General features: G+C 63.7%; 15 protein-coding genes. 10 read left to right on the forward strand and 5 right to left on the reverse strand.

Annotated features, from left to right (window positions below):
* Window positions 1-14: 14 nt before the first annotated feature.
* Window positions 15-506, reverse strand: coding sequence for a MarR family winged helix-turn-helix transcriptional regulator (locus CFB50_RS08050; protein WP_069247824.1), 492 nt, complete (start codon window positions 504-506; stop codon window positions 15-17).
* A 328-nt stretch (window positions 507-834) separates the two neighbouring features.
* Between CFB50_RS08050 and typA the strand changes: the two genes are divergently transcribed.
* The 6 genes from typA (at window position 835) to CFB50_RS08080 (ending at window position 10,525) form a co-directional block, all read left to right on the forward strand.
* Window positions 835-2,661, forward strand: a complete 1,827-nt coding sequence (gene typA / locus CFB50_RS08055; protein ID WP_039358989.1) for a translational GTPase TypA — start codon at window positions 835-837, stop codon at window positions 2,659-2,661.
* 318 nt (window positions 2,662-2,979) lie between these two features.
* The gene (locus CFB50_RS08060; protein WP_046545499.1) at window positions 2,980-5,844 is read left to right on the forward strand and encodes a 2-oxoglutarate dehydrogenase E1 component; all 2,865 of its coding nucleotides are present in this window, start codon (window positions 2,980-2,982) and stop codon (window positions 5,842-5,844) included.
* 135 nt (window positions 5,845-5,979) lie between these two features.
* Window positions 5,980-7,260 (forward strand): 2-oxoglutarate dehydrogenase complex dihydrolipoyllysine-residue succinyltransferase, encoded by a 1,281-nt coding sequence (odhB, locus tag CFB50_RS08065; RefSeq protein ID WP_089445485.1) that lies wholly within the window; start codon window positions 5,980-5,982, stop codon window positions 7,258-7,260.
* A gap of 83 nt (window positions 7,261-7,343) precedes the next feature.
* Window positions 7,344-8,774, forward strand: coding sequence for a dihydrolipoyl dehydrogenase (lpdA, locus tag CFB50_RS08070; protein ID WP_089445486.1), 1,431 nt, complete (start codon window positions 7,344-7,346; stop codon window positions 8,772-8,774).
* A 98-nt stretch (window positions 8,775-8,872) separates the two neighbouring features.
* Window positions 8,873-9,970, forward strand: a complete 1,098-nt coding sequence (zapE, locus tag CFB50_RS08075; RefSeq protein ID WP_069247827.1) for a cell division protein ZapE — start codon at window positions 8,873-8,875, stop codon at window positions 9,968-9,970.
* 144 nt (window positions 9,971-10,114) lie between these two features.
* Window positions 10,115-10,525, forward strand: a complete 411-nt coding sequence (locus CFB50_RS08080; protein WP_069247828.1) for a transposase — start codon at window positions 10,115-10,117, stop codon at window positions 10,523-10,525.
* Window positions 10,526-10,628: 103 nt separating this feature from the next.
* On the opposite strand, the gene CFB50_RS08085 is transcribed toward CFB50_RS08080, so the two are convergent.
* From CFB50_RS08085 to CFB50_RS08100, 4 genes are all read right to left on the reverse strand, one after another.
* The gene (locus CFB50_RS08085; protein WP_069247829.1) at window positions 10,629-11,090 is read right to left on the reverse strand and encodes a DUF2147 domain-containing protein; all 462 of its coding nucleotides are present in this window, start codon (window positions 11,088-11,090) and stop codon (window positions 10,629-10,631) included.
* Window positions 11,091-11,256: 166 nt separating this feature from the next.
* Entirely contained in the window at window positions 11,257-12,942 is a 1,686-nt protein-coding gene (locus CFB50_RS08090) for a ShlB/FhaC/HecB family hemolysin secretion/activation protein (RefSeq protein ID WP_089445488.1), read from the reverse strand.
* A 144-nt stretch (window positions 12,943-13,086) separates the two neighbouring features.
* Entirely contained in the window at window positions 13,087-14,436 is a 1,350-nt protein-coding gene (locus CFB50_RS08095) for a collagen-like triple helix repeat-containing protein (RefSeq protein WP_089445489.1), read from the reverse strand.
* Between the two features lie 40 nt (window positions 14,437-14,476).
* The gene (locus tag CFB50_RS08100) at window positions 14,477-16,219 is read right to left on the reverse strand and encodes a collagen-like triple helix repeat-containing protein (protein ID WP_089445490.1); all 1,743 of its coding nucleotides are present in this window, start codon (window positions 16,217-16,219) and stop codon (window positions 14,477-14,479) included.
* 677 nt (window positions 16,220-16,896) lie between these two features.
* Between CFB50_RS08100 and CFB50_RS08110 the strand changes: the two genes are divergently transcribed.
* The 4 genes from CFB50_RS08110 (at window position 16,897) to cpaB (ending at window position 19,180) form a co-directional block, all read left to right on the forward strand.
* Complete coding sequence (locus CFB50_RS08110) at window positions 16,897-17,103, forward strand: Flp family type IVb pilin (protein WP_089445491.1); 207 nt, start codon at window positions 16,897-16,899, stop codon at window positions 17,101-17,103.
* Window positions 17,104-17,217: 114 nt separating this feature from the next.
* Window positions 17,218-17,718 (forward strand): A24 family peptidase, encoded by a 501-nt coding sequence (locus CFB50_RS08115; protein WP_089445492.1) that lies wholly within the window; start codon window positions 17,218-17,220, stop codon window positions 17,716-17,718.
* Entirely contained in the window at window positions 17,715-18,161 is a 447-nt protein-coding gene (locus tag CFB50_RS08120) for a TadE/TadG family type IV pilus assembly protein (protein WP_089445493.1), read from the forward strand. The genes CFB50_RS08115 and CFB50_RS08120 overlap by 4 nt, the downstream gene beginning before the upstream one ends.
* Window positions 18,162-18,247: 86 nt before the next feature.
* Window positions 18,248-19,180, forward strand: coding sequence for a Flp pilus assembly protein CpaB (gene cpaB / locus CFB50_RS08125; RefSeq protein WP_089445494.1), 933 nt, complete (start codon window positions 18,248-18,250; stop codon window positions 19,178-19,180).
* The last annotated feature ends 30 nt before the right edge of the window (window positions 19,181-19,210 follow it).

Below are 19,210 nucleotides of genomic sequence, written 5' to 3' on the forward strand. Positions count from 1 at the left end.
TGTTATGGCAACTATTACGTGATGCTGCCGCCGGCGGTCTCGCAGTAGTTGCTGAGAATGCGGCGCAGCATGCTCTTCAGGAACCCGACTTCTTCCGGCGTAAACCCGTCCAGCACCTGGTCGAGCACGCTGCGGAAAATCGGCGGCAGCCGTTCGGCGAGCGCACGGCCTTCGTCGGTCAGTTCGAGGCGCACGACACGCCGATCTTCGACGCTGCGCACGCGGGACAGCAGGCCGCGTTTCTCGACCCGGTCGAGCAGGCGCGTGACCGCGCTCGCATCGATCCCGTATTCGCGCGCGAGCTCGGCGGCCGTCGAGCATTTGCCGACCGCGATCATGAACAGCATGCTCGCCTGTGTGCCCGTGATGCCGAGCTCTTCCTGCGTGCGTTGCGTGACGAGGTTGGTCATCACCGACTTCACGCGCGACATCAGATAACCGACGCTGTCGTTCATCTGATACGAGGACAGCGGCGAAACGGGTGGTTGCGTAGAAGAATCCGACATAAAACCCTGAAGCTGCAATAGTTGACTAGGCAGCAGTATAGGCACAGTTGCTTGCCGCGGCAAATGTTAATCGAACGGCAAAGGGCGCGCTTTACGTCACACAAATCCCTTATAGAAATAAGGTCTTTGAGCTCTCCGGTGACGTGGGCTTCGATTGACTGGTGTGTCCGAGGGGGAGGGGTAGTCGGCCCACTTGTGTTGCGTCGCAACGCGCCGTCAGCTCCCGACATCCGCACGTGCTATAATTTGTGGCTTTCCAAGCTGCAATGCGCGCGCCCGTGAGAAACGAGCGGGCGCTTTTGCGCGTTCAAACGATTTCCAGGTTTCTATGACCCGCGCCCTTCGCAATATCGCCATCATCGCCCACGTCGACCACGGCAAGACTACGCTCGTCGACCAACTGCTTCGCCAGTCCGGCACCTTCCGCGAGAACCAGCAGATTGCGGAGCGGGTGATGGACTCGAACGACATCGAAAAAGAGCGCGGGATCACGATTCTCGCGAAGAACTGCGCGGTCGAGTACGAAGGCACGCACATCAACATCGTCGACACGCCGGGGCACGCGGACTTCGGTGGCGAGGTGGAGCGCGTGCTGTCGATGGTCGACTCGGTGCTGCTGCTCGTCGACGCGGTCGAGGGCCCGATGCCGCAGACGCGCTTCGTCACGAAGAAGGCGCTCGCGCTCGGCCTGAAGCCGATCGTCATCGTCAACAAGATCGATCGTCCGGGCGCGCGGATCGACTGGGTCATCAACCAGACCTTCGACCTGTTCGACAAGCTCGGCGCAACGGAAGAGCAGCTCGACTTCCCGATCGTCTACGCATCGGGCCTGAATGGCTATGCGTCGCTCGACCCGGCCGCGCGCGAAGGCGACATGCGGCCGCTGTTCGAGGCAGTCCTCGAGCACGTGCCGGTCCGCCCGGCGGATCCGGACGCGCCGCTGCAGCTGCAGATCACGTCGCTCGACTATTCGACGTACGTCGGCCGGATCGGCGTCGGCCGCATCACGCGCGGTCGTATCAAGCCGGGCCAGCCGGTCGCGATGCGCTTCGGGCCGGAAGGCGATGTGCTGAACCGCAAGATCAACCAGGTGCTGTCGTTCACGGGCCTCGAGCGCGTGCAGGTCGAGTCGGCCGAAGCGGGCGACATCGTGCTGATCAACGGTATTGAAGACGTCGGCATCGGTGCAACGATCTGCGCGGTGGACACGCCGGAAGCGCTGCCGATGATCACCGTCGACGAGCCGACGCTGACGATGAACTTCCTCGTCAACTCGTCGCCGCTTGCCGGCCGCGAAGGCAAGTTCGTCACGAGCCGCCAGATCCGCGACCGCCTGATGAAGGAACTGAACCACAACGTCGCGCTGCGCGTGAAGGACACCGGCGACGAAACGGTGTTCGAGGTGTCGGGCCGTGGCGAACTGCACCTGACGATTCTCGTCGAGAACATGCGTCGTGAAGGTTACGAGCTGGCCGTGTCGCGTCCGCGCGTCGTGATGCAGGAAATCGACGGTGTGCGTCACGAGCCGTACGAACTGCTGACCGTCGACGTCGAGGACGAGCATCAGGGTGGCGTGATGGAAGAGCTCGGTCGCCGCAAGGGCGAAATGCTCGACATGGCGTCGGACGGCCGCGGCCGTACGCGTCTGGAGTACAAGATCTCGGCGCGTGGCCTGATCGGCTTCCAGAGCGAATTCCTGACGCTCACGCGCGGCACGGGCCTGATGAGCCACATCTTCGACTCGTACGCACCGGTCAAGGACGGCTCGGTGTTCGAGCGCCGCAACGGCGTGCTGATCTCGCAGGACGACGGCGCTGCCGTGGCCTACGCACTGTGGAAGCTGCAGGATCGCGGCCGCATGTTCGTGAAGCCGGGTGACGCGCTCTATGAGGGCATGATCATCGGCATCCACAGCCGCGACAACGACCTCGTCGTGAACCCGATCAAGGGCAAGCAGCTGACCAACGTGCGCGCGTCGGGTACCGACGAAGCCGTGCGTCTCGTGCCGCCGGTCCAGATGTCGCTGGAATACGCGGTCGAATTCATCGACGACGACGAACTCGTCGAAGTGACGCCGCAATCGATCCGCCTGCGCAAGCGCTTCCTGAAGGAGCACGAGCGTCGCCGCGCGAGCCGCGAAGGCGCGGTCGACTAAGCGTTTCGGCCGTTCGCTGCATCACGGAAAAGGCTGCCTGCGGGCAGCCTTTTTTGCATCTGCGCGATGCGCAATCGGGTTGACTGCAAAACACTGTTCCCGCGGGTCGTGGCAATCCGGCAAAACCCCGTCGCGCGGTGCTTTCAGGCACATTTCGCCGTGAACTCCGGTATCGGTTCTGTGATATGCTGCGCGCACGCAAGTTTTAGGTCCTTCCAAGCAAGACTTGATTCGCAATCCGCTAAACGGTCAGGCCGTGTCGCGGAAGGTTGAGTAACCCGCTATTTCTCGAGAAGCTCGAAGAAAGGTGAGCGTAAAATGTCAGATGTAATGAAGCAGTTTCAGCTGAACTCCTATCTGTTCGGCGGCAATGCTTCGTACGTTGAAGAACTGTACGATGCATACCTCAACAATCCGGCATCGGTGCCGGAGAACTGGCGAGAGTATTTCGACGCGCTGCAGAATGTACCTGCAACGGACGGTTCGAATGCCAATGACGTCGCCCATTTTCCGATCGTCGAATCGTTCGCCGAGCGTGCGAAGGCCAATGCCTTCATCCCGCGCGAAAGCACGACCAATCTGGCTGCGGCACGCAAGCAGGTGCACGTCCAGTCCCTCATCAGCGCGTATCGCTTCCTCGGCTCGCAATGGGCCAATCTGGATCCCCTGAAGCGTCGCGAGCGTCCCGCCATTCCCGAGCTCGAACCCGCGTTCTACGATTTCTCCGAAGGCGACCTCGACCAGACGTACAGCGCAAGCAACCTGTACTTCGGTTTCGACCAGGCTTCGCTGCGTGACATCGTCAAGGGTCTGCGCGACACGTACTGCGGCACGATCGGCGCCGAGTACATGTACATCAGCGACCCGGAACAGAAGCGCTGGTGGCAGGAGCGCCTGGAGTCGACCCGCGCGACGCCGAACTTCTCGGCGGACGAGAAGAAGCACATCCTGAATCGCCTGACGGCCGCTGAAGGCCTCGAGCGCTACCTGCATACCAAGTACGTCGGCCAGAAGCGCTTCTCGCTCGAAGGCGGCGAAAGCTTCATCGCGGCGATGGACGAAGTCGTCCAGCACGCGGGCAAGCGCGGCGTGCAGGAAATCATCATCGGCATGGCCCACCGTGGCCGTCTGAACGTGCTGGTCAACACGCTGGGCAAGATGCCGGCCGACCTGTTCGCCGAATTCGAAGGCAAGCACGTCGACGACCTGCCGGCCGGTGACGTGAAGTACCACAAGGGCTTCTCGTCGGACGTGTCGACGGAAGGCGGCCCGGTCCACCTGTCGCTCGCGTTCAACCCGTCGCACCTCGAAATCGTGAACCCGGTGGTCGAAGGTTCCGCGAAGGCGCGGATGGACCGTCGCGGCGACGAAGACGGCCTGCAAGTGCTGCCGGTGCAGATCCACGGTGACGCGGCCTTCGCTGGCCAGGGCGTCGTGATGGAAACGCTGAACCTCGCGCAGACGCGCGGCTACGGCACGCACGGCACGCTGCACATCGTCATCAACAACCAGATCGGCTTCACGACGTCCGACCCGCGCGATGCGCGCTCGACGCTGTACTGTACCGACGTCGTCAAGATGATCGAAGCGCCGGTGCTGCACGTGAACGGCGACGATCCGGAAGCCGTTGTGCTCGCGATCCAGATCGCGATCGACTACCGGATGCAGTTCCACAAGGATGTCGTGATCGACATCGTCTGCTTCCGCAAGCTGGGCCACAACGAGCAGGACACGCCGGCGGTCACGCAGCCGCTGATGTACAAGAAGATCGCGCAGCACCCGGGCACCCGTGCGCTGTACGCCGAGAAGCTCGTGCAGCAGGGCGTGATCACTGCGGAAGACGCCGACAACTTCGTGAAGGCGTACCGCAAGGCGATGGACGATGGTCACCACACGGTCGACCCGGTCCTGTCGAACTACAAGAGCAAGTACGCGGTTGACTGGGTTCCGTTCCTGAACCGCAAGTGGACGGATGCAGCCGACACGGCCGTGCCGCTCGCAGAACTGAAGCGCCTCGGCGAACGCATCACGACGGTCCCGGAAAACTTCAAGGTCCACCCGCTCGTCGAGCGCGTGATCAACGACCGCCGCAACATGGCGCGTGGCGACCAGCCGCTCGACTGGGGCATGGGCGAACACCTCGCGTTCGCGTCGCTCGTCGCATCGGGTTACTCGGTGCGCCTGACCGGCCAGGACTCGGGCCGCGGCACGTTCACGCACCGTCACGCGGTGCTGCACGACCAGAACCGCGAGCGCTGGAACGACGGCACGTACGTGCCGCTGCAGAACATCGCTGAAGGTCAGGCGAAGTTCACGGTGATCGACTCGGTGCTGTCGGAAGAAGCGGTGCTGGGCTTCGAATACGGTTACTCGACCGCCGAGCCGAACACGCTCGTGCTGTGGGAAGCGCAGTTCGGCGACTTCGTCAACGGCGCACAGGTCGTGATCGACCAGTTCATCTCGTCGGGCGAAGTGAAGTGGGGCCGCGTGTCGGGTCTGACGATGCTGCTGCCGCACGGCTACGAAGGCCAGGGTCCGGAACACTCGTCGACGCGTATCGAGCGTTTCCTGCAACTGTGCGCGGATCACAACATGCAGGTCGTTCAACCGACGACGCCGGCACAGATTTTCCACCTGCTGCGTCGCCAGATGATCCGCCTGTTCCGCAAGCCGCTGATCGTCGCGACGCCGAAGTCGCTGCTGCGTCACAAGGAAGCGGTGTCGGACCTGTCGGAACTCGCGAAGGGTTCGTTCCAGCCGGTGCTGGGCGAAACCGACGGCGGCATCGACGCGAAGAAGGTCAAGCGCGTGCTGGCATGCTCGGGCCGCGTGTATTACGACCTCGTCGCACATCGCCGCGAAGCGAAGGCGAACGACGTCGCGATCATCCGTATCGAGCAGCTGTATCCGTTCGCGCACAAGCAGTTCGAAGCCGAAATGAAGAAGTACGAGAACGCGACTGAAGTGGTCTGGGTGCAGGACGAGCCGCAGAACCAGGGCCCCTGGTTCTACGTCGAGCACCATCTGAAGGAAGGCATGAAGGAAGGGCAGAAGCTGGCATACAGCGGCCGTCCGGCTTCGGCCTCGCCGGCGGTTGGCTACTACGCGAAGCACTACGAGCAGCAGAAGGCCCTCATCGAAGGTGCTTTCGGCCGCCTGAAGAGCGCATCGATCGCGAAATAACCGACGGAAGCGAAACGGGAAGGCGCCATGCGCTTTCCCGTCTCTTTTGGCCCGCCGGGCGCGTTGCGCGCCGCACCGGCCGAAGGAATCGCACGAACCTCGTCATTACCCAGATTAAGCATCCAGGAAAATCACATGGCTATCGTAGAAGTCAAAGTCCCCCAGCTTTCGGAGTCGGTTTCGGAAGCCACCATGCTGCAGTGGAAGAAGAAGCCGGGCGAAGCAGTTGCTCAAGACGAAATCCTGATCGAACTCGAGACCGACAAGGTCGTGCTCGAAGTGCCGGCACCGGCCGCGGGCGTGCTCGCGCAAGTGCTGCAGAACGATGGTGACACCGTCGTTGCCGATCAGCTGATCGCAACGATCGACACCGAAGCGAAGGCAGGTGCAGCCGAAGCCGCGGCAGGCGCCGCCGAAGTCAAGCCGGCAGCAGCGCCTGCTGCAGCCGCACCGGCAGCACAGCCGGTCGCCGCAACCGCAGCGGCATCGTCGACCACCGCATCGCCGGCCGCATCGAAGCTGCTGGCCGAGAAGGGCCTGTCGGCGGGCGACGTCGCAGGTTCGGGCCGTGACGGCCGCGTCACGAAGGGCGACGCGCTGGCGGCAGGCAGCGCACCGAAGGCCGCTCCGGCTGCCGCACCGGCGAAGACCGCCGCTGCGAAGCCGTCGCTGCCGGAAGTGAAGGTGCCGGCATCGGCCGCGACCTGGCTGAACGACCGTCCGGAACAGCGTGTGCCGATGTCGCGCCTGCGTGCGCGTATCGCCGAGCGTCTGCTCGAGTCGCAGCAGACCAACGCAATTCTGACGACGTTCAACGAAGTGAACATGGCCCCGGTCATGGAGCTGCGCAACAAGTACAAGGACAAGTTCGAGAAGGAACATGGCGTGAAGCTCGGCTTCATGTCGTTCTTCGTGAAGGCGGCCGTCCACGCGCTGAAGAAGTTCCCGCTCGTGAACGCGTCGATCGACGGTAACGACATCGTCTACCACGGCTACTTCGACATCGGTATCGCTGTCGGCTCGCCGCGCGGCCTCGTCGTGCCGATCCTGCGCAACGCGGATCAACTGAGCCTCGCCGAGATCGAGAAGAAGATCGCCGAATTCGGCCAGAAGGCGAAGGACGGCAAGCTGTCGATCGAGGAAATGACGGGCGGTACGTTCTCGATCTCGAACGGCGGCGTGTTCGGCTCGATGCTGTCGACCCCGATCATCAACCCGCCGCAGTCGGCAATCCTCGGCGTGCACGCGACGAAGGAGCGTCCGGTCGTCGAAAACGGCCAGATCGTGATCCGTCCGATCAACTACCTCGCGCTGTCGTACGACCACCGCATCATCGACGGCCGCGAAGCCGTGCTGTCGCTCGTCGCGATGAAGGATGCGCTGGAAGATCCGGCACGCCTGCTGCTCGACCTGTAAGCCGAGTTTCACCGCATTGACCCGCACCGCACGGGCGCGCGACACGCGCTGCCCGTGCGGTTGCACAAGAAGAAAGGATTGTCATGTCCAAGGAATTTGACGTCGTCGTGATCGGTGCAGGCCCCGGCGGCTACATCGCCGCGGTGCGCGCCGCGCAGCTCGGCAAGACCGTTGCCTGTATCGAGAAGTGGAAGAACCCGGCCGGCGCGCTGAAGCTCGGCGGCACCTGCCTGAACGTCGGCTGCATCCCGTCCAAGGCGCTGCTCGCGTCGTCGGAAGAGTTCGAGAACGCGTCGCACCACCTCGCCGACCACGGCATCAATGTCGACGGCGTGAAGATCGACATCGCGAAGATGCTCGGCCGCAAGGACGCGATCGTCGAGAAGATGACGAACGGGATCGAGTTCCTGTTCAAGAAGAACAAGATCACCTGGCTGAAGGGCCATGGCAAGTTCACCGGCAAGACCGATGCCGGCGTGCAGATCGAAGTGAGCGGCGAAGGTGAAACCGAAGTCGTCACTGCAAAGAACGTGATCATCGCGACGGGCTCGAAGGCGCGTCACCTGCCGGGCATTCCGGTCGACAACAAGATCGTGTCGGACAACGAAGGTGCGCTGACGTTCGATACGGTGCCGAAGAAGCTCGCCGTGATCGGCGCAGGCGTGATCGGCCTCGAGCTTGGCTCGGTGTGGCGTCGCCTCGGTGCCGAAGTGACGGTGCTCGAAGCGCTGCCGGCCTTCCTCGGCGCAGCTGACGAAGCGCTCGCGAAGGAAGCGGCCAAGCTGTTCAAGAAGCAGGGCCTCGACATCCATCTCGGCGTGAAGATCGGCGAAGTGAAGACGACCGCGAATGGCGTGTCGATCGCCTACACGGACAAGGACGGCAACGCGCAGACGCTCGACGCCGACCGCCTGATCGTGTCGGTCGGCCGCGTGCCGAACACCGACAACCTCGGCCTCGAGGCAATCGGCCTGAAGGCGAACGAGCGCGGCTTCATCGACGTGGACGACCACTGCCGCACGGCGGTGCCGAACGTGTACGCGATCGGCGACGTGGTGCGCGGCCCGATGCTCGCGCACAAGGCGGAAGACGAAGGCGTGCTGGTCGCGGAAGTGATCGACGGCCAGAAGCCGCACATCGACTACAACTGCATTCCGTGGGTGATCTACACGTACCCGGAAATCGCTTGGGTCGGCAAGACGGAGCAGCAGCTGAAGACGGAAGGCCGCGAGATCAAGTCGGGCAAGTTCCCGTTCTCGATCAACGGCCGCGCGCTCGGCATGAACGCGCCGGACGGCTTCGTGAAGATGATCGCGGACGCGAAGACCGACGAACTGCTCGGCGTGCACGTGATCGCGGCGAACGCGTCGGACCTGATCGCGGAAGCCGTGGTGGCGATGGAATTCAAGGCGGCGTCGGAAGACATCGCCCGCATCTGCCATCCGCACCCGTCGATGTCGGAAGTGATGCGCGAAGCGGCACTCGCCGTCGACAAGCGCTCGCTGAACAGCTGAGCGCGGTATAGCGCCGGCCGGCCATCGGCCGGCGCAGCCGTCTCATGACGAAGGCGGGCGGGGATTCCCGTCCGCCTTCGTTTTTTCCGGTTTGCCCGATGAACGTCACCGAATACTACACGCGCGAACTGACCACGCGCGGCTATCAGTCCGATCCCGCACAGCGCGCGGCCGTCGATCGCCTGCAGGAATGTTTCGACGAGTGGGTCGAGTACAAGGCGCGCCGCTCGAACGCATTCAAGAAGCTCATCAATCATCCCGACCTCCCGCGCGGTGTCTACATGTGGGGCGGCGTCGGTCGCGGCAAGAGCTTCCTGATGGACAGCTTCTACGCGGTCGTGCCCGTGCAGCGCAAGACGCGCCTGCATTTCCACGAATTCATGCGCGAAGTACATCGTGAGCTCGAGGAGCTGAAAGGGCAGGCCGATCCGCTCGACGAACTCGCACGGCGCATCGCGAAGCGCTACCGGCTGATCTGTTTCGACGAGTTCCACGTGTCGGACATTGCCGATGCGATGATCCTGTACCGTCTGCTCGACCGCCTGTTCAACAACGGCGTGCAGTTCGTGATGACGTCCAACTACGATCCCGACGACCTGTATCCGGACGGCCTGCATCGCGACCGCATGCTGCCGGCGATCGCGCTGATCAAGTCCAAGCTCGACGTACTCAACGTCGACGCGGGCGTCGATTATCGCCAGCGCACGCTCGCGCAGGTGAAGATGTATCACACGCCGCTCGGTGCGGATGCCGATCGCGAATTGCGGCATGCGTTCCAGAAGCTCGCGGCCGTTCCCGACGAAAGCCCGCTCCTGCATATCGAGAAGCGCGAGTTGAAGGCGCTGCGCAAGGCGGACGGTGTCGTATGGTTCGACTTCGCGACGCTATGCGGCGGCCCGCGCTCGCAGAACGACTATCTCGAACTGGCGAGCCGCTTCCACGCGATCGTGCTGTCCGAGGTGCCGCAGATGTCGCCGCGGATGGCGTCCGAGGCGCGGCGCTTCACGTGGCTCATCGACGTGCTGTACGACCACAAGGTCAAGCTGCTGATGTCCGCAGCGGTGCCGGCGGAGCAACTGTACATCGAAGGCCCGATGGCCAACGAATTTGCGCGAACGGTCTCGCGAATCGTCGAGATGCAGTCGAAGGAATACATCGAAACGCCGCGCCGCATCGTCGATACGTCGCTGACCTGAATACGATTTCCGGCAATTGACGGGATTCAAACGTCAATTCCGGTCAAATTAAAGCAATCCCCGGGTAATTTCGGATTTGTCTTATATTCATCGTTGAGGTGAGCCGATATCGTTGTGTCATGGTTACCAAGGCTGGAGATGTCCATGACACCGTATCGCGATCTGAACGACCAAGAGTGGCGCTGTGTTGCGTCGCTTCTACCCGAAATGCAGCCGCGCACCGAGTTGCGCGGCCGGCCGTTGGCCAATACGCGTGCCGTCCTGAACGGCGTGCTCTGGGTGATCTACAGCGGCGCAACGTGGTCGGCCATGCCGCGTCGTTACCCTTCGTACCAAACTTGCCATCGTCGCTTCAAGGTCTGGCACGAGACGGGCACGTTGATGAGTGTCATGCGTGAGCTCTATGGCGACGCAGGCGTGAAACTGTGCAACGAGTTGTCCACGCGGATGCGCAAGCACACGCAATCGAAGGCGGCGGAAGCACGCAGCAATGCGGCGCCCGCGTATCGCGCACCTGGCAGTTATGCGTCGGACACGCTGAAGCATGCAGCGTGATCTTCATCCGTTCCACCTACGCACGCACCAAAACAAAATCGGCCTGACGACTTCGTCGCAGGCCGATTTTTTCATTGCGCCGCGCATTTAAGCGCGAGCCGCATTACTGCTGGCGAACCCAGGTCTGCGAACGACCGAGCAGCGACACGCCGATGTAGCCGCGCACGACGAGTTTCTGGCCGCCGTCTTCAAGCGTCATCTTGCACTTGTAGACCTTGCCGTTTTCCGGGTCGAGAATGTTGCCGCCGTCCCAGTGGTCGCCTTCCTTCTTCATGGCCTTGATGATCGTCATGCCCTTGATGAGCTGATCCTTGCGCTCGTCCGTGCAGGCAGTGCAGCGGCGATCCGGCGTATCGTTCGCGCCGAGGCCCTTCACGACCTTGCCGGTCAGCGCACCGTCACCGTCCTCGGCGATCTGTACGAGTGCCTTCGGCTGATGCGTGTTGTCGTCGATCGTCTGCCACATGCCGATAGGGCTGTCTGCTTGTGCGAACGTGGGGGCGGCGCAAGCGAGCAGTACGCCTGCGACGGCGATTGCACGAAACGGGTGGGTCAGTTGAATCATTGTCGTCCTCCTTGTTTTGCATGTCGTGTGCGATTTGCTCGCACGACCGTCTGCATGGGGCGGGCATGTTGCGAGCTTCGCCAGAATACGTGAAACCGCGTGCCACGTTTGATAGAGGGGACTCTAATCGAAACAGCCCGCGTGGCGCGGGCTGTTTGGTGACCGATCAGTTGAGCTGATATGAGAATGCAGCGTTGATGCGCGGGCTGCGTGACGCGCTTTCGACGGGAGCGTCACCCACCGGCTTCGCGACGTTCAGGTCGAGGCTGTAGAAGCGGCTGTCGGTGAAACGCACGCCGATACCGACCGACGACATGCGGTTCGGCGATGGGGTGCCCGCATGCAGGTACACACGCGCCATGTCGTAGGCGATGTACGGCGTAACGGATTTCATATACGTCCAGCCCGGCGTGAAGCCGCGGTTGACCTCGAGCGACATCCCCCATCCCGAGTCGCCCGACGCTTCGCCCGGCTGATAGCCGAGCGCGTAACGCGTCGAGCCGAACGAGATCTGCTCGGACGTCGGCAGCGAGTCGGGGCTGTATTGACCGGTCAGCGAGACCGACGTGCCGATCCGGAACGGCCACTCGTTGGTTTGCGTGAAGGTCGCGCCCGTGCGGACGAACGTCAGCGAAGTCGGGTCGGCGTACGTGATCGTCGAGCCGTTGGCCTGGGCGACCTGCGATTTCGACGCGCCGAGGATGTCGAACGCCTTGGCCACGTTGACGCTCAACTTTCGCACTTGCTTCGGCTGGACGCTGGTGTAGTCAAGTTGCAGTTGCACCACGCGAACCTGCGACCGATTGTTGAGCGTCGCGCCGTTGATCTGGTTCTGGTAATTGTCCTCGTTGTGCGCGGCGTAGCCCGACACCGTGCCGAGCAGGCTGCGCTGGTTGTTCAGTAGTATCGGATAGGATGCCGAAAGACCCAGTTTCTCGTTCTTGACCGTGCGTTGCACGTACGACGGCAGCCCCGGGTTGTCGGTCGGCTTGCCGCGATAGGTGCTCGCGTCGAGGCGCGTGATCAGGCCGCTGCTGCCCACAGGTACCGCGCCGCTGAATGCGAAATAGGTTTGCTTGTCGCGCCCAGGCGGCGCGAGCGCGGAAATGCTCAGTTGCTCGCCGAACGACGTGAGGCCGTTTTCGGTCGCGGTGATGAGACCCTGGACGCCCGGGTGGTTGAAGTCGATACCGGTGCTGACGTTGAACGGCTTGCGGTCGACCGCGAGCTCGAGCGTGGTGGCACCGTCGGTGGTTTGCGGCGGCGGTACGTTCGCCTTGACCGTGAGGCCGGGCAACAGGCCGAAGGTGTTCACGTAGCGTTCGAACGTCGCGCGGCGCAGCGGGCGATCGGCAGTGATATGCGCGGCGATTGCACGAATCTTCGATTCCATCGCACCGGGCTTGCCGGTGACCTTGACGTCCGACACATAGCCTTCGACAACCGTGATGCGCACGACGCCGTTTTCGAACGTCTGCGCCGGAACGAACGCGAACGACAGCGCGAAGCCGCGATCCTGATACAGCTTCGTCACGCCGTTGGCGGTTTCGATCAGTTCGCCGATCGTGATGTCCTTGCCGACGAGAGGGGTGAAGCGACGCGAGATTTCCTCGAACGGAACGGACTTCACGCCTTCGACCTGGAATGTGGTCGGCGTCAGGTGGCGCGACAGCAACTCCTGCAATTGCGGCGCTTGTGGTGCGACCTGCACGGTCACGTTCGGGCCGGTTTTCGGCGCATTGATCTGGGGCAGGGAGTCGAGCGGGTTACCGCCGACGCGCGTTTGTGCATGTGCCGTGCCTGCTGCCGCGATGGCGAGCAGCATCATCCATCTGTCGAGTCTGGATTTCATTGTTCTTCCTCGTTGGCCTTGCTCTTCGTCTTCTTTGTAATGCCGGCGCGCGACACCAGGGTGCCGCGCGCCGCGTGCCGCAATGCCGGTTGTGTTTGTACGGCCGCGCCATCCGCTCCGGCTGCGAAGGTGCGACCGTCCTCCTTACTTGCCAACGCTACCCAGCGTACCCAGCAACCCCGTTACCGGTGCCAGCAGCCCCGTCGAGCCGCCGCCCGACGTTGCCGTACCCGTGACGCTGCCAACCAGCGACGTGACCGGTGCGAGCGGGCTCGATCCCCCGGCTCCTGCTGCGCCGCCCACTGCTCCGGTGACAGTATTCAGCAAACCGGTGACAGGCGCGAGAGGGTTTGCACTGCCTGCACCACCCGTAGCGCCACCGAGCGTGCCCGTGACCGTCGACACGAGATTCGTAACGGGCGCGAGCGGGCTGCTACCCGAACCGCCGGTCGCGCCGCCGAGTGCGCCCGTGAGCGAACCGAGCGGCGTCGAGCCGAGACCCGACAGCAGGCCGCCGAGCGGATTCGTCGAGCCGGAACCCGACGACGTGCCGTTCTGTACGGTCGCCGTCGAGCCGCCGACGAGGCTCGTGATCAGGCCGGGGATCGGTGCCGCGCCATTCGGGCCGTTCGGATTGACGAGGCCGCCCGCGTTGGTCACGGTGTTGCCGACCGCTGTTACGAGCTGACCGACGTCGCCGACGAGCGGCTGGCTCGACGTACCGGCGACCTGCTTGCCGGCCGAGCTGATGGCGCCGCCGATCTGGCCGAGCAGGCCTGACACGGGCTGACCGAGGCCGGTGGTCGTGCCGACCTGTTGCGTGACCTGGCCCGCGGTAATCACCAGCGGCGTGATCGCCGAGCTGAGCGGCTGCGTGACTTGCTGTACGGCACCCGACGACAGCGTCGAGCCGACCGTGGTACCGGCCGCCGACAGGCCGTTCGCGACTGTGTCGAGCACCGTGCCGACCGGCGTCGTGACCGGCGCGAGCGGTGCCAACGGGCCGGTGCCCAGCGCCTTGACGGTCGAGCTCAGGCCGGACACCGTGTTGCTCGTCGCGCCGACGACGTTGCCGAGGCCGGCGACCGTGGTGCCGACCGGATCCTTGATGGAGCCGGTCTGGCCGAGCCCGTTGCTCAACGCATCCGCGGCCGCGTTGATGATCGTGCCGGTGCTCGACACGGTGCTACCGACACCCTTCGTCACGCCGTCGCCGAGGCCCGGCAGGCTGACGTTGCCGATCGTGCTGCCGAGGTCGGTTGCGGTCTGGCCGAGCGTGCTGACGGCGCCCTTGGTGCCGGTCGGCGAGCCGCTGGTACCGCTCGTGCTCGGCGTACCGCTCGTGCTCGGGTTGTTATTGTTGCTGCTGCTGGTCGGCGGCGAGCTGACGCCACCACCGCCGCAGGCGGCCAGCAGGCAGGCGGCGGCGAAGGCCGTGAGGGGCGCGCGCCATTGGCGCAGGGCGGCTGTCGTGAGAGAACGTTGCTGGGACATGATGGACTCCTCGCTGTCTTGTCGATTGATGGATGTTGGTTTACTTGCCGTGCGTGCCGCCGAGCAGGCCGCCGATCAGCGACGTGACGGGCGCGAGCGGATTCGACGACGAACCCGAGTTCGTGACGGCGCCCGTGCCGCCGGTCAATGCCGGTGCGCCGACCGCGCTGGTCACCGTGGACACGACGTTCGTCACCGGGGCGAGCGGGCTGCTGCTGCCTGCACCGCCCGTCGCGCCGCCGAGTGCGCCCGTTACCGCGCCGAGGAGACCCGTGACCGGGGCGAGCGGGCTGCCGCTCGTGCCGCCCGTTGCGCCGCCGAGTGCACCCGTGACCGTCGAGACGAGGCCGGTAACCGGGGCGAGCGGGCCGCCGCTGCCGCCTGCTGCGCCGCCGAGCGCGCCCGTGACCGTCGAGACGAGGCCGGTGACCGGAGCGAGCGGGCCGCTGCCGCCGCCTGCTGCGCCGCCGAGCGCACCCGTGACCGTCGAGACGAGGCCGGTGACCGGAGCGAGCGGGCCGCTGCCGCCGCCTGCTGCGCCGCCGAGCGCACCCGTGACCGTCGAGAGGAGGCCGGTGACCGGAGCGAGCGGGCCGCTGCCGCCGCCTGCTGCGCCGCCGAGTGCGCCCGTGACCGTCGAGACGAGGCCGGTAACCGGGGCGAGCGGGCTGCTGGCGCCACCCGTTGCGCCGCCGAGCGTACCCGTGACCGTCGTGAGGAGACCCGTGAGCGGTGCGAGCGGGTTGGTCACGCCGCCGGTGCCACCCGTGAGCAGGCCGCCGACGGCCTTCACGGTGTTGCCCGTCGACGAGACCGTGTTGCCAAGGCCGGTCGTGGCAGGGTTGCCGCCCGCCGACGCGAGCAGGGCGCCGGCCTGGTTCAGGCCGTTGCCGACCGTGCCGAGCAGCGTGTTGACGGGCGCGCCGAGGCCGGTCGCGGTGCCGATCGTCTGGGTCGTCTGACCGACCATCGTCGTGATCGGCGTGATCGCCGAGCTGACCGTCTGCGTGACTTGCTGGATCGGGCCGGTCGACAGCACGTTGGACAGCGTGGTGCCGCCGTTCGCTACCGCGTTGCCGACCTGCGTGACCAGGCCGCCGACGGCGCCGGTGACGGGTGCGAGCGGCGACAGCGGGCCGCTGCCGAGGCTGGTGACGAGGTTGCCGGTCTGCGTGACTGCGCCGCCGAGCTGGTTCACGACGCCGCCCGTGCTGGCGACCGTGACGCCGACCGGGTCTTTCGTCGCGCCGAGCTGGCCGAGGCCGTTGCCGACGCCATTGCCGAGTGCCGTGACCGCGCCGCCAACGCTCTGCACGATGCCGCCTGCCGCTTGCGTCGTGCCCGGGTTCACGCCCGGCAGCGACTGGCCGGCGATCGCGGTGCCGACGCCCGACACGGTGCCGCCGATATCCGTGATGAGATTGCTGCTTTTTGCGATGACGGTACCCACTGGATTCGCCGACACGCCGGAGGTGCCGCTCGTGCCGCTGGAGGTACCGCTGGAAGTGCCGCTGGACGTTCCACTCGTGGTGCCGCTGGTCGACCCACTCGTCGAGCCGCTGGTGCTGCCCGACGTGCCGCCGCTCGTCGAGCCGGACGTGCCGCCCGAGGTGCCGCCGCCCGACGTGGAGATGGAGTCGCCGCCGCCGGAGCTCGAGCCGCCGCTGATGCCCTTGCTGATCGAACCGGAGCCGCCGCACGCGGAGAGGGAAAGCATGGCTGCAACGGTGGCCGCGATCAGAGTCGTCCGGAACACGCCATGAGGGATAACCTTAATGTCCATTTCTTCCTCGCATTAAAAATGTGTTGTGAACTGCGTTGTGTTGAGTGGTGCGCGGACTACTCTGCAACTGTCGTGCCATTTCGATGCTCGACGGTTCGACAACAGGTTTTAAACGGGGCAATTCCTTGTCGGAAAAGGAAGTTATGGAAATTGAAAGATTGTTGAATCTGTTTAAGGACGGATGAATGAGAACGGTTTCGAGTGTTTCGTAACGTAACGTCACAACATTGGCGTTACGCGTGCGGCGTAACGTGGGGCGCGCGCAGGCTTGGTGGACGAGGCAATTGTTTTACTGGTGGATTAGGTGTGCACATCTAACCTATCGTAAATCCTATGTGTAAGTAGTACCGAAACGCCGTACAAATACGTTGCGCTCCGGGTCATTTTTCTCGATCCAGGCCGTTAAAAGAGGTTGGAAGTTAAATAGGATCGGATATAGAATCCGAAGCAGATGTAAGCAAATGTACGGTTCGGTACACAACGTTCGAGGAGGGTCACTATCGCGAATGTTAACTTGCATCAAATGTTGAGCCATGCCCCTCGGGGCAATCTATAAAGAAAGCGCACCCGGTTGTCGTTGCAGCAGATGTGGCGAACAGCGCGGGGCAACGGCTGGATATGCGGGGACGTATACGTATAAAAGGCCAAAGAACGCAAATACAGGCACGAGGAATAAAATGAGAGCAAACATCAAGCGTTTTCTTAAGGAAAACAACGGGGTTACCGCGATCGAGTACGGGCTGATTGCGGGTCTTATCGCTGTCGCGATCCTGGCTGGTGCCTCAACGATCGGCACTAATCTTGGCAATATGTTCACGAACCTCGGGGCGTGTCTGACCACCCCGAGCGGGACGAACTGTACGGCTGCCAGTATCTTTAAGTAACCCACCTGGCGTTAATTGGTACGACCTCGAAACATTGAGTCGTCTTGATGTTGTGGCGGGCGGATTGCCGTTGGCAGTCCGTCCTCCGCGACATTTGTCGCAGGTTGCGGTGCGATGGCACATTTCATTTTCAGCGGGGTGTTCCTGGTCTGGGCTGCGTTCGTCGCAACCAGCGACATCCGTTATCGGCGCGTTTCGAATTCGCTCGTTCTGGCGGGGTTGGTCTTCGGCCTGAGTGGAGCGTATTTCAACGCCGGCCCATTCGGCATTCTCCCGGCGCAGGCGATGATCGGCCTGCTGGTCGGGTTGGTCGCCTTTTTTCCGCTTTTTTTGCTGCGCGTCATGGGTGCGGCGGACGTCAAGATCTTTGCCGCGATCGGCGTGTGGTGCGGCGCACATGCGCTGCTGTGGATCTGGATCGCCGCCAGTCTTGCCGCCGGCATTCATGCTCTGGCCCTGATGCTGCTGTCGCGCACGTCGATCGGCGCGTTGTGGCAACGGGGCCAGCCGGCAATGGTGCTCGGCAAATACCGGGCAACACCTTATGCGGCATGTCTCATGGCGCCAGCTGCCGCATGGGTTGTCTTTCTTGTCGCAACGGGGGGCGTGCGATGAAACGACAGACGTGTCCGCGTGGACGCCGTCGGCAGCGTGGCGCGACGGCAGTCGAGTTTGCGATCGTGTTTCCGTTGTTGTTCGTGATTTTCTACGGCGTCGTCAGTTTCGGGATGATCTTCACGATTCAGCAGAGCCTGACATTTGCCGCCAGCGAAGGTGCACGGGCCGGGTTGGTTTACGCCCCCACTCTTGCGGCGCGCATAACGAACGCCACAACGACTGCGCAGAGTGTCGTGGCCTGGCTGAATGTCGGTACGCCGCAAGTCGTGGCACCGCCGTGCAGTTATGACACGTCGGTTCCACCGTCGTTGTACTGCCTGTCGGTTACGGTGAATTACACCCCCAAGGACTGGATAACAACCATGCCATTTCTGGGAAGCATACTGAATCGACCGTTGACGAGTACGGCGGTCGTGCAGATTCCGCAGTCGATCCTTTGAAGTACGTATCGTGACGCGAAGGGCCCGCTGACGCGCGAATCACGCAGAAACCCATCGGACTTTCATCCCGGCATCCACACAACAACATGGCCAACAATTTAACGAAGATCATCGCGGGACTGCTGATTGCAATCGCCGTATTGCTCGGAATCTACGCGTGGATGCTCGGGCGCAGCACGCAGAATGCGACGCCAGTCCAGCAAACCGTGGCGGCCAGCCCGTTTCCGGTCGTGATCGCGACACGGGTGTTGCCTGCCGGCCAGCCGATCACGGCCGACGCACTGAAGATCAAGCAGACGGCACCGGTACCGACGGGTGCGTTTGCCGATCCGTCCGTGCTCGTTGGCCGGGTGCCGGCAGCGGATATTCCGGCTTCGTCGCCGGTTGTCGCGGGGGCGCTGGTGTCGGGGCTTGCGGAGGACGTACAACCGGGCGAGCGTGCGATCGCAGTGCGGGTCGACGAAACCAATGCGGTCGGCAACCGGTTGCGGCCCGGCAATTTCGTCGACGTATTTCTGAATTTGAAGCGCGAAGGCGGGGGCACGATGCTTGACGGCGAAGTTTCGCAGACGCAGGCGCGGCTGCTGTTGTCGAAGGTGCGTGTGTTGTCGTTCGGCGACGCGACACCCGATCGAGACAGCGGCAACACCGCCAACGGCAACAACGGTCAACCGTCCGGTGTCCGCATCGCGGTGCTTGCGGTGCCGACCGCGCAAGTCGATGCGCTGACGCTCGGCGAGGCGAGCGGGCGCCTGACGTTCGCGTTGCGCAACCCGCGCGACGACGAGCTTGCGATACAGACGGTCGCGGTGCGGACGGACAACAAGCTGTCGCCGTCGGCGCTCGCCGCCGCTGGCGTCTCGCTGCAGCAACTATCCGGCACACAGAGAGCCGCGGTGGCCAATGTGAACGTGCCGCCGTTGCCATCGCGTCTGCCGCCGGCGGTGCGGACGGGCGGGGGCGGCGGAGGCGGCATCGAAGTGATCCGCGGCGGCCGGTCGGAAACGGTTGCCTATTGAACGACATCGACGGCCATCGATATCAGCGAC

The organism is Burkholderia sp. AU33423, assembly GCF_002223135.1.
GTDB classification, from domain to species: domain Bacteria; phylum Pseudomonadota; class Gammaproteobacteria; order Burkholderiales; family Burkholderiaceae; genus Burkholderia; species Burkholderia lata_D.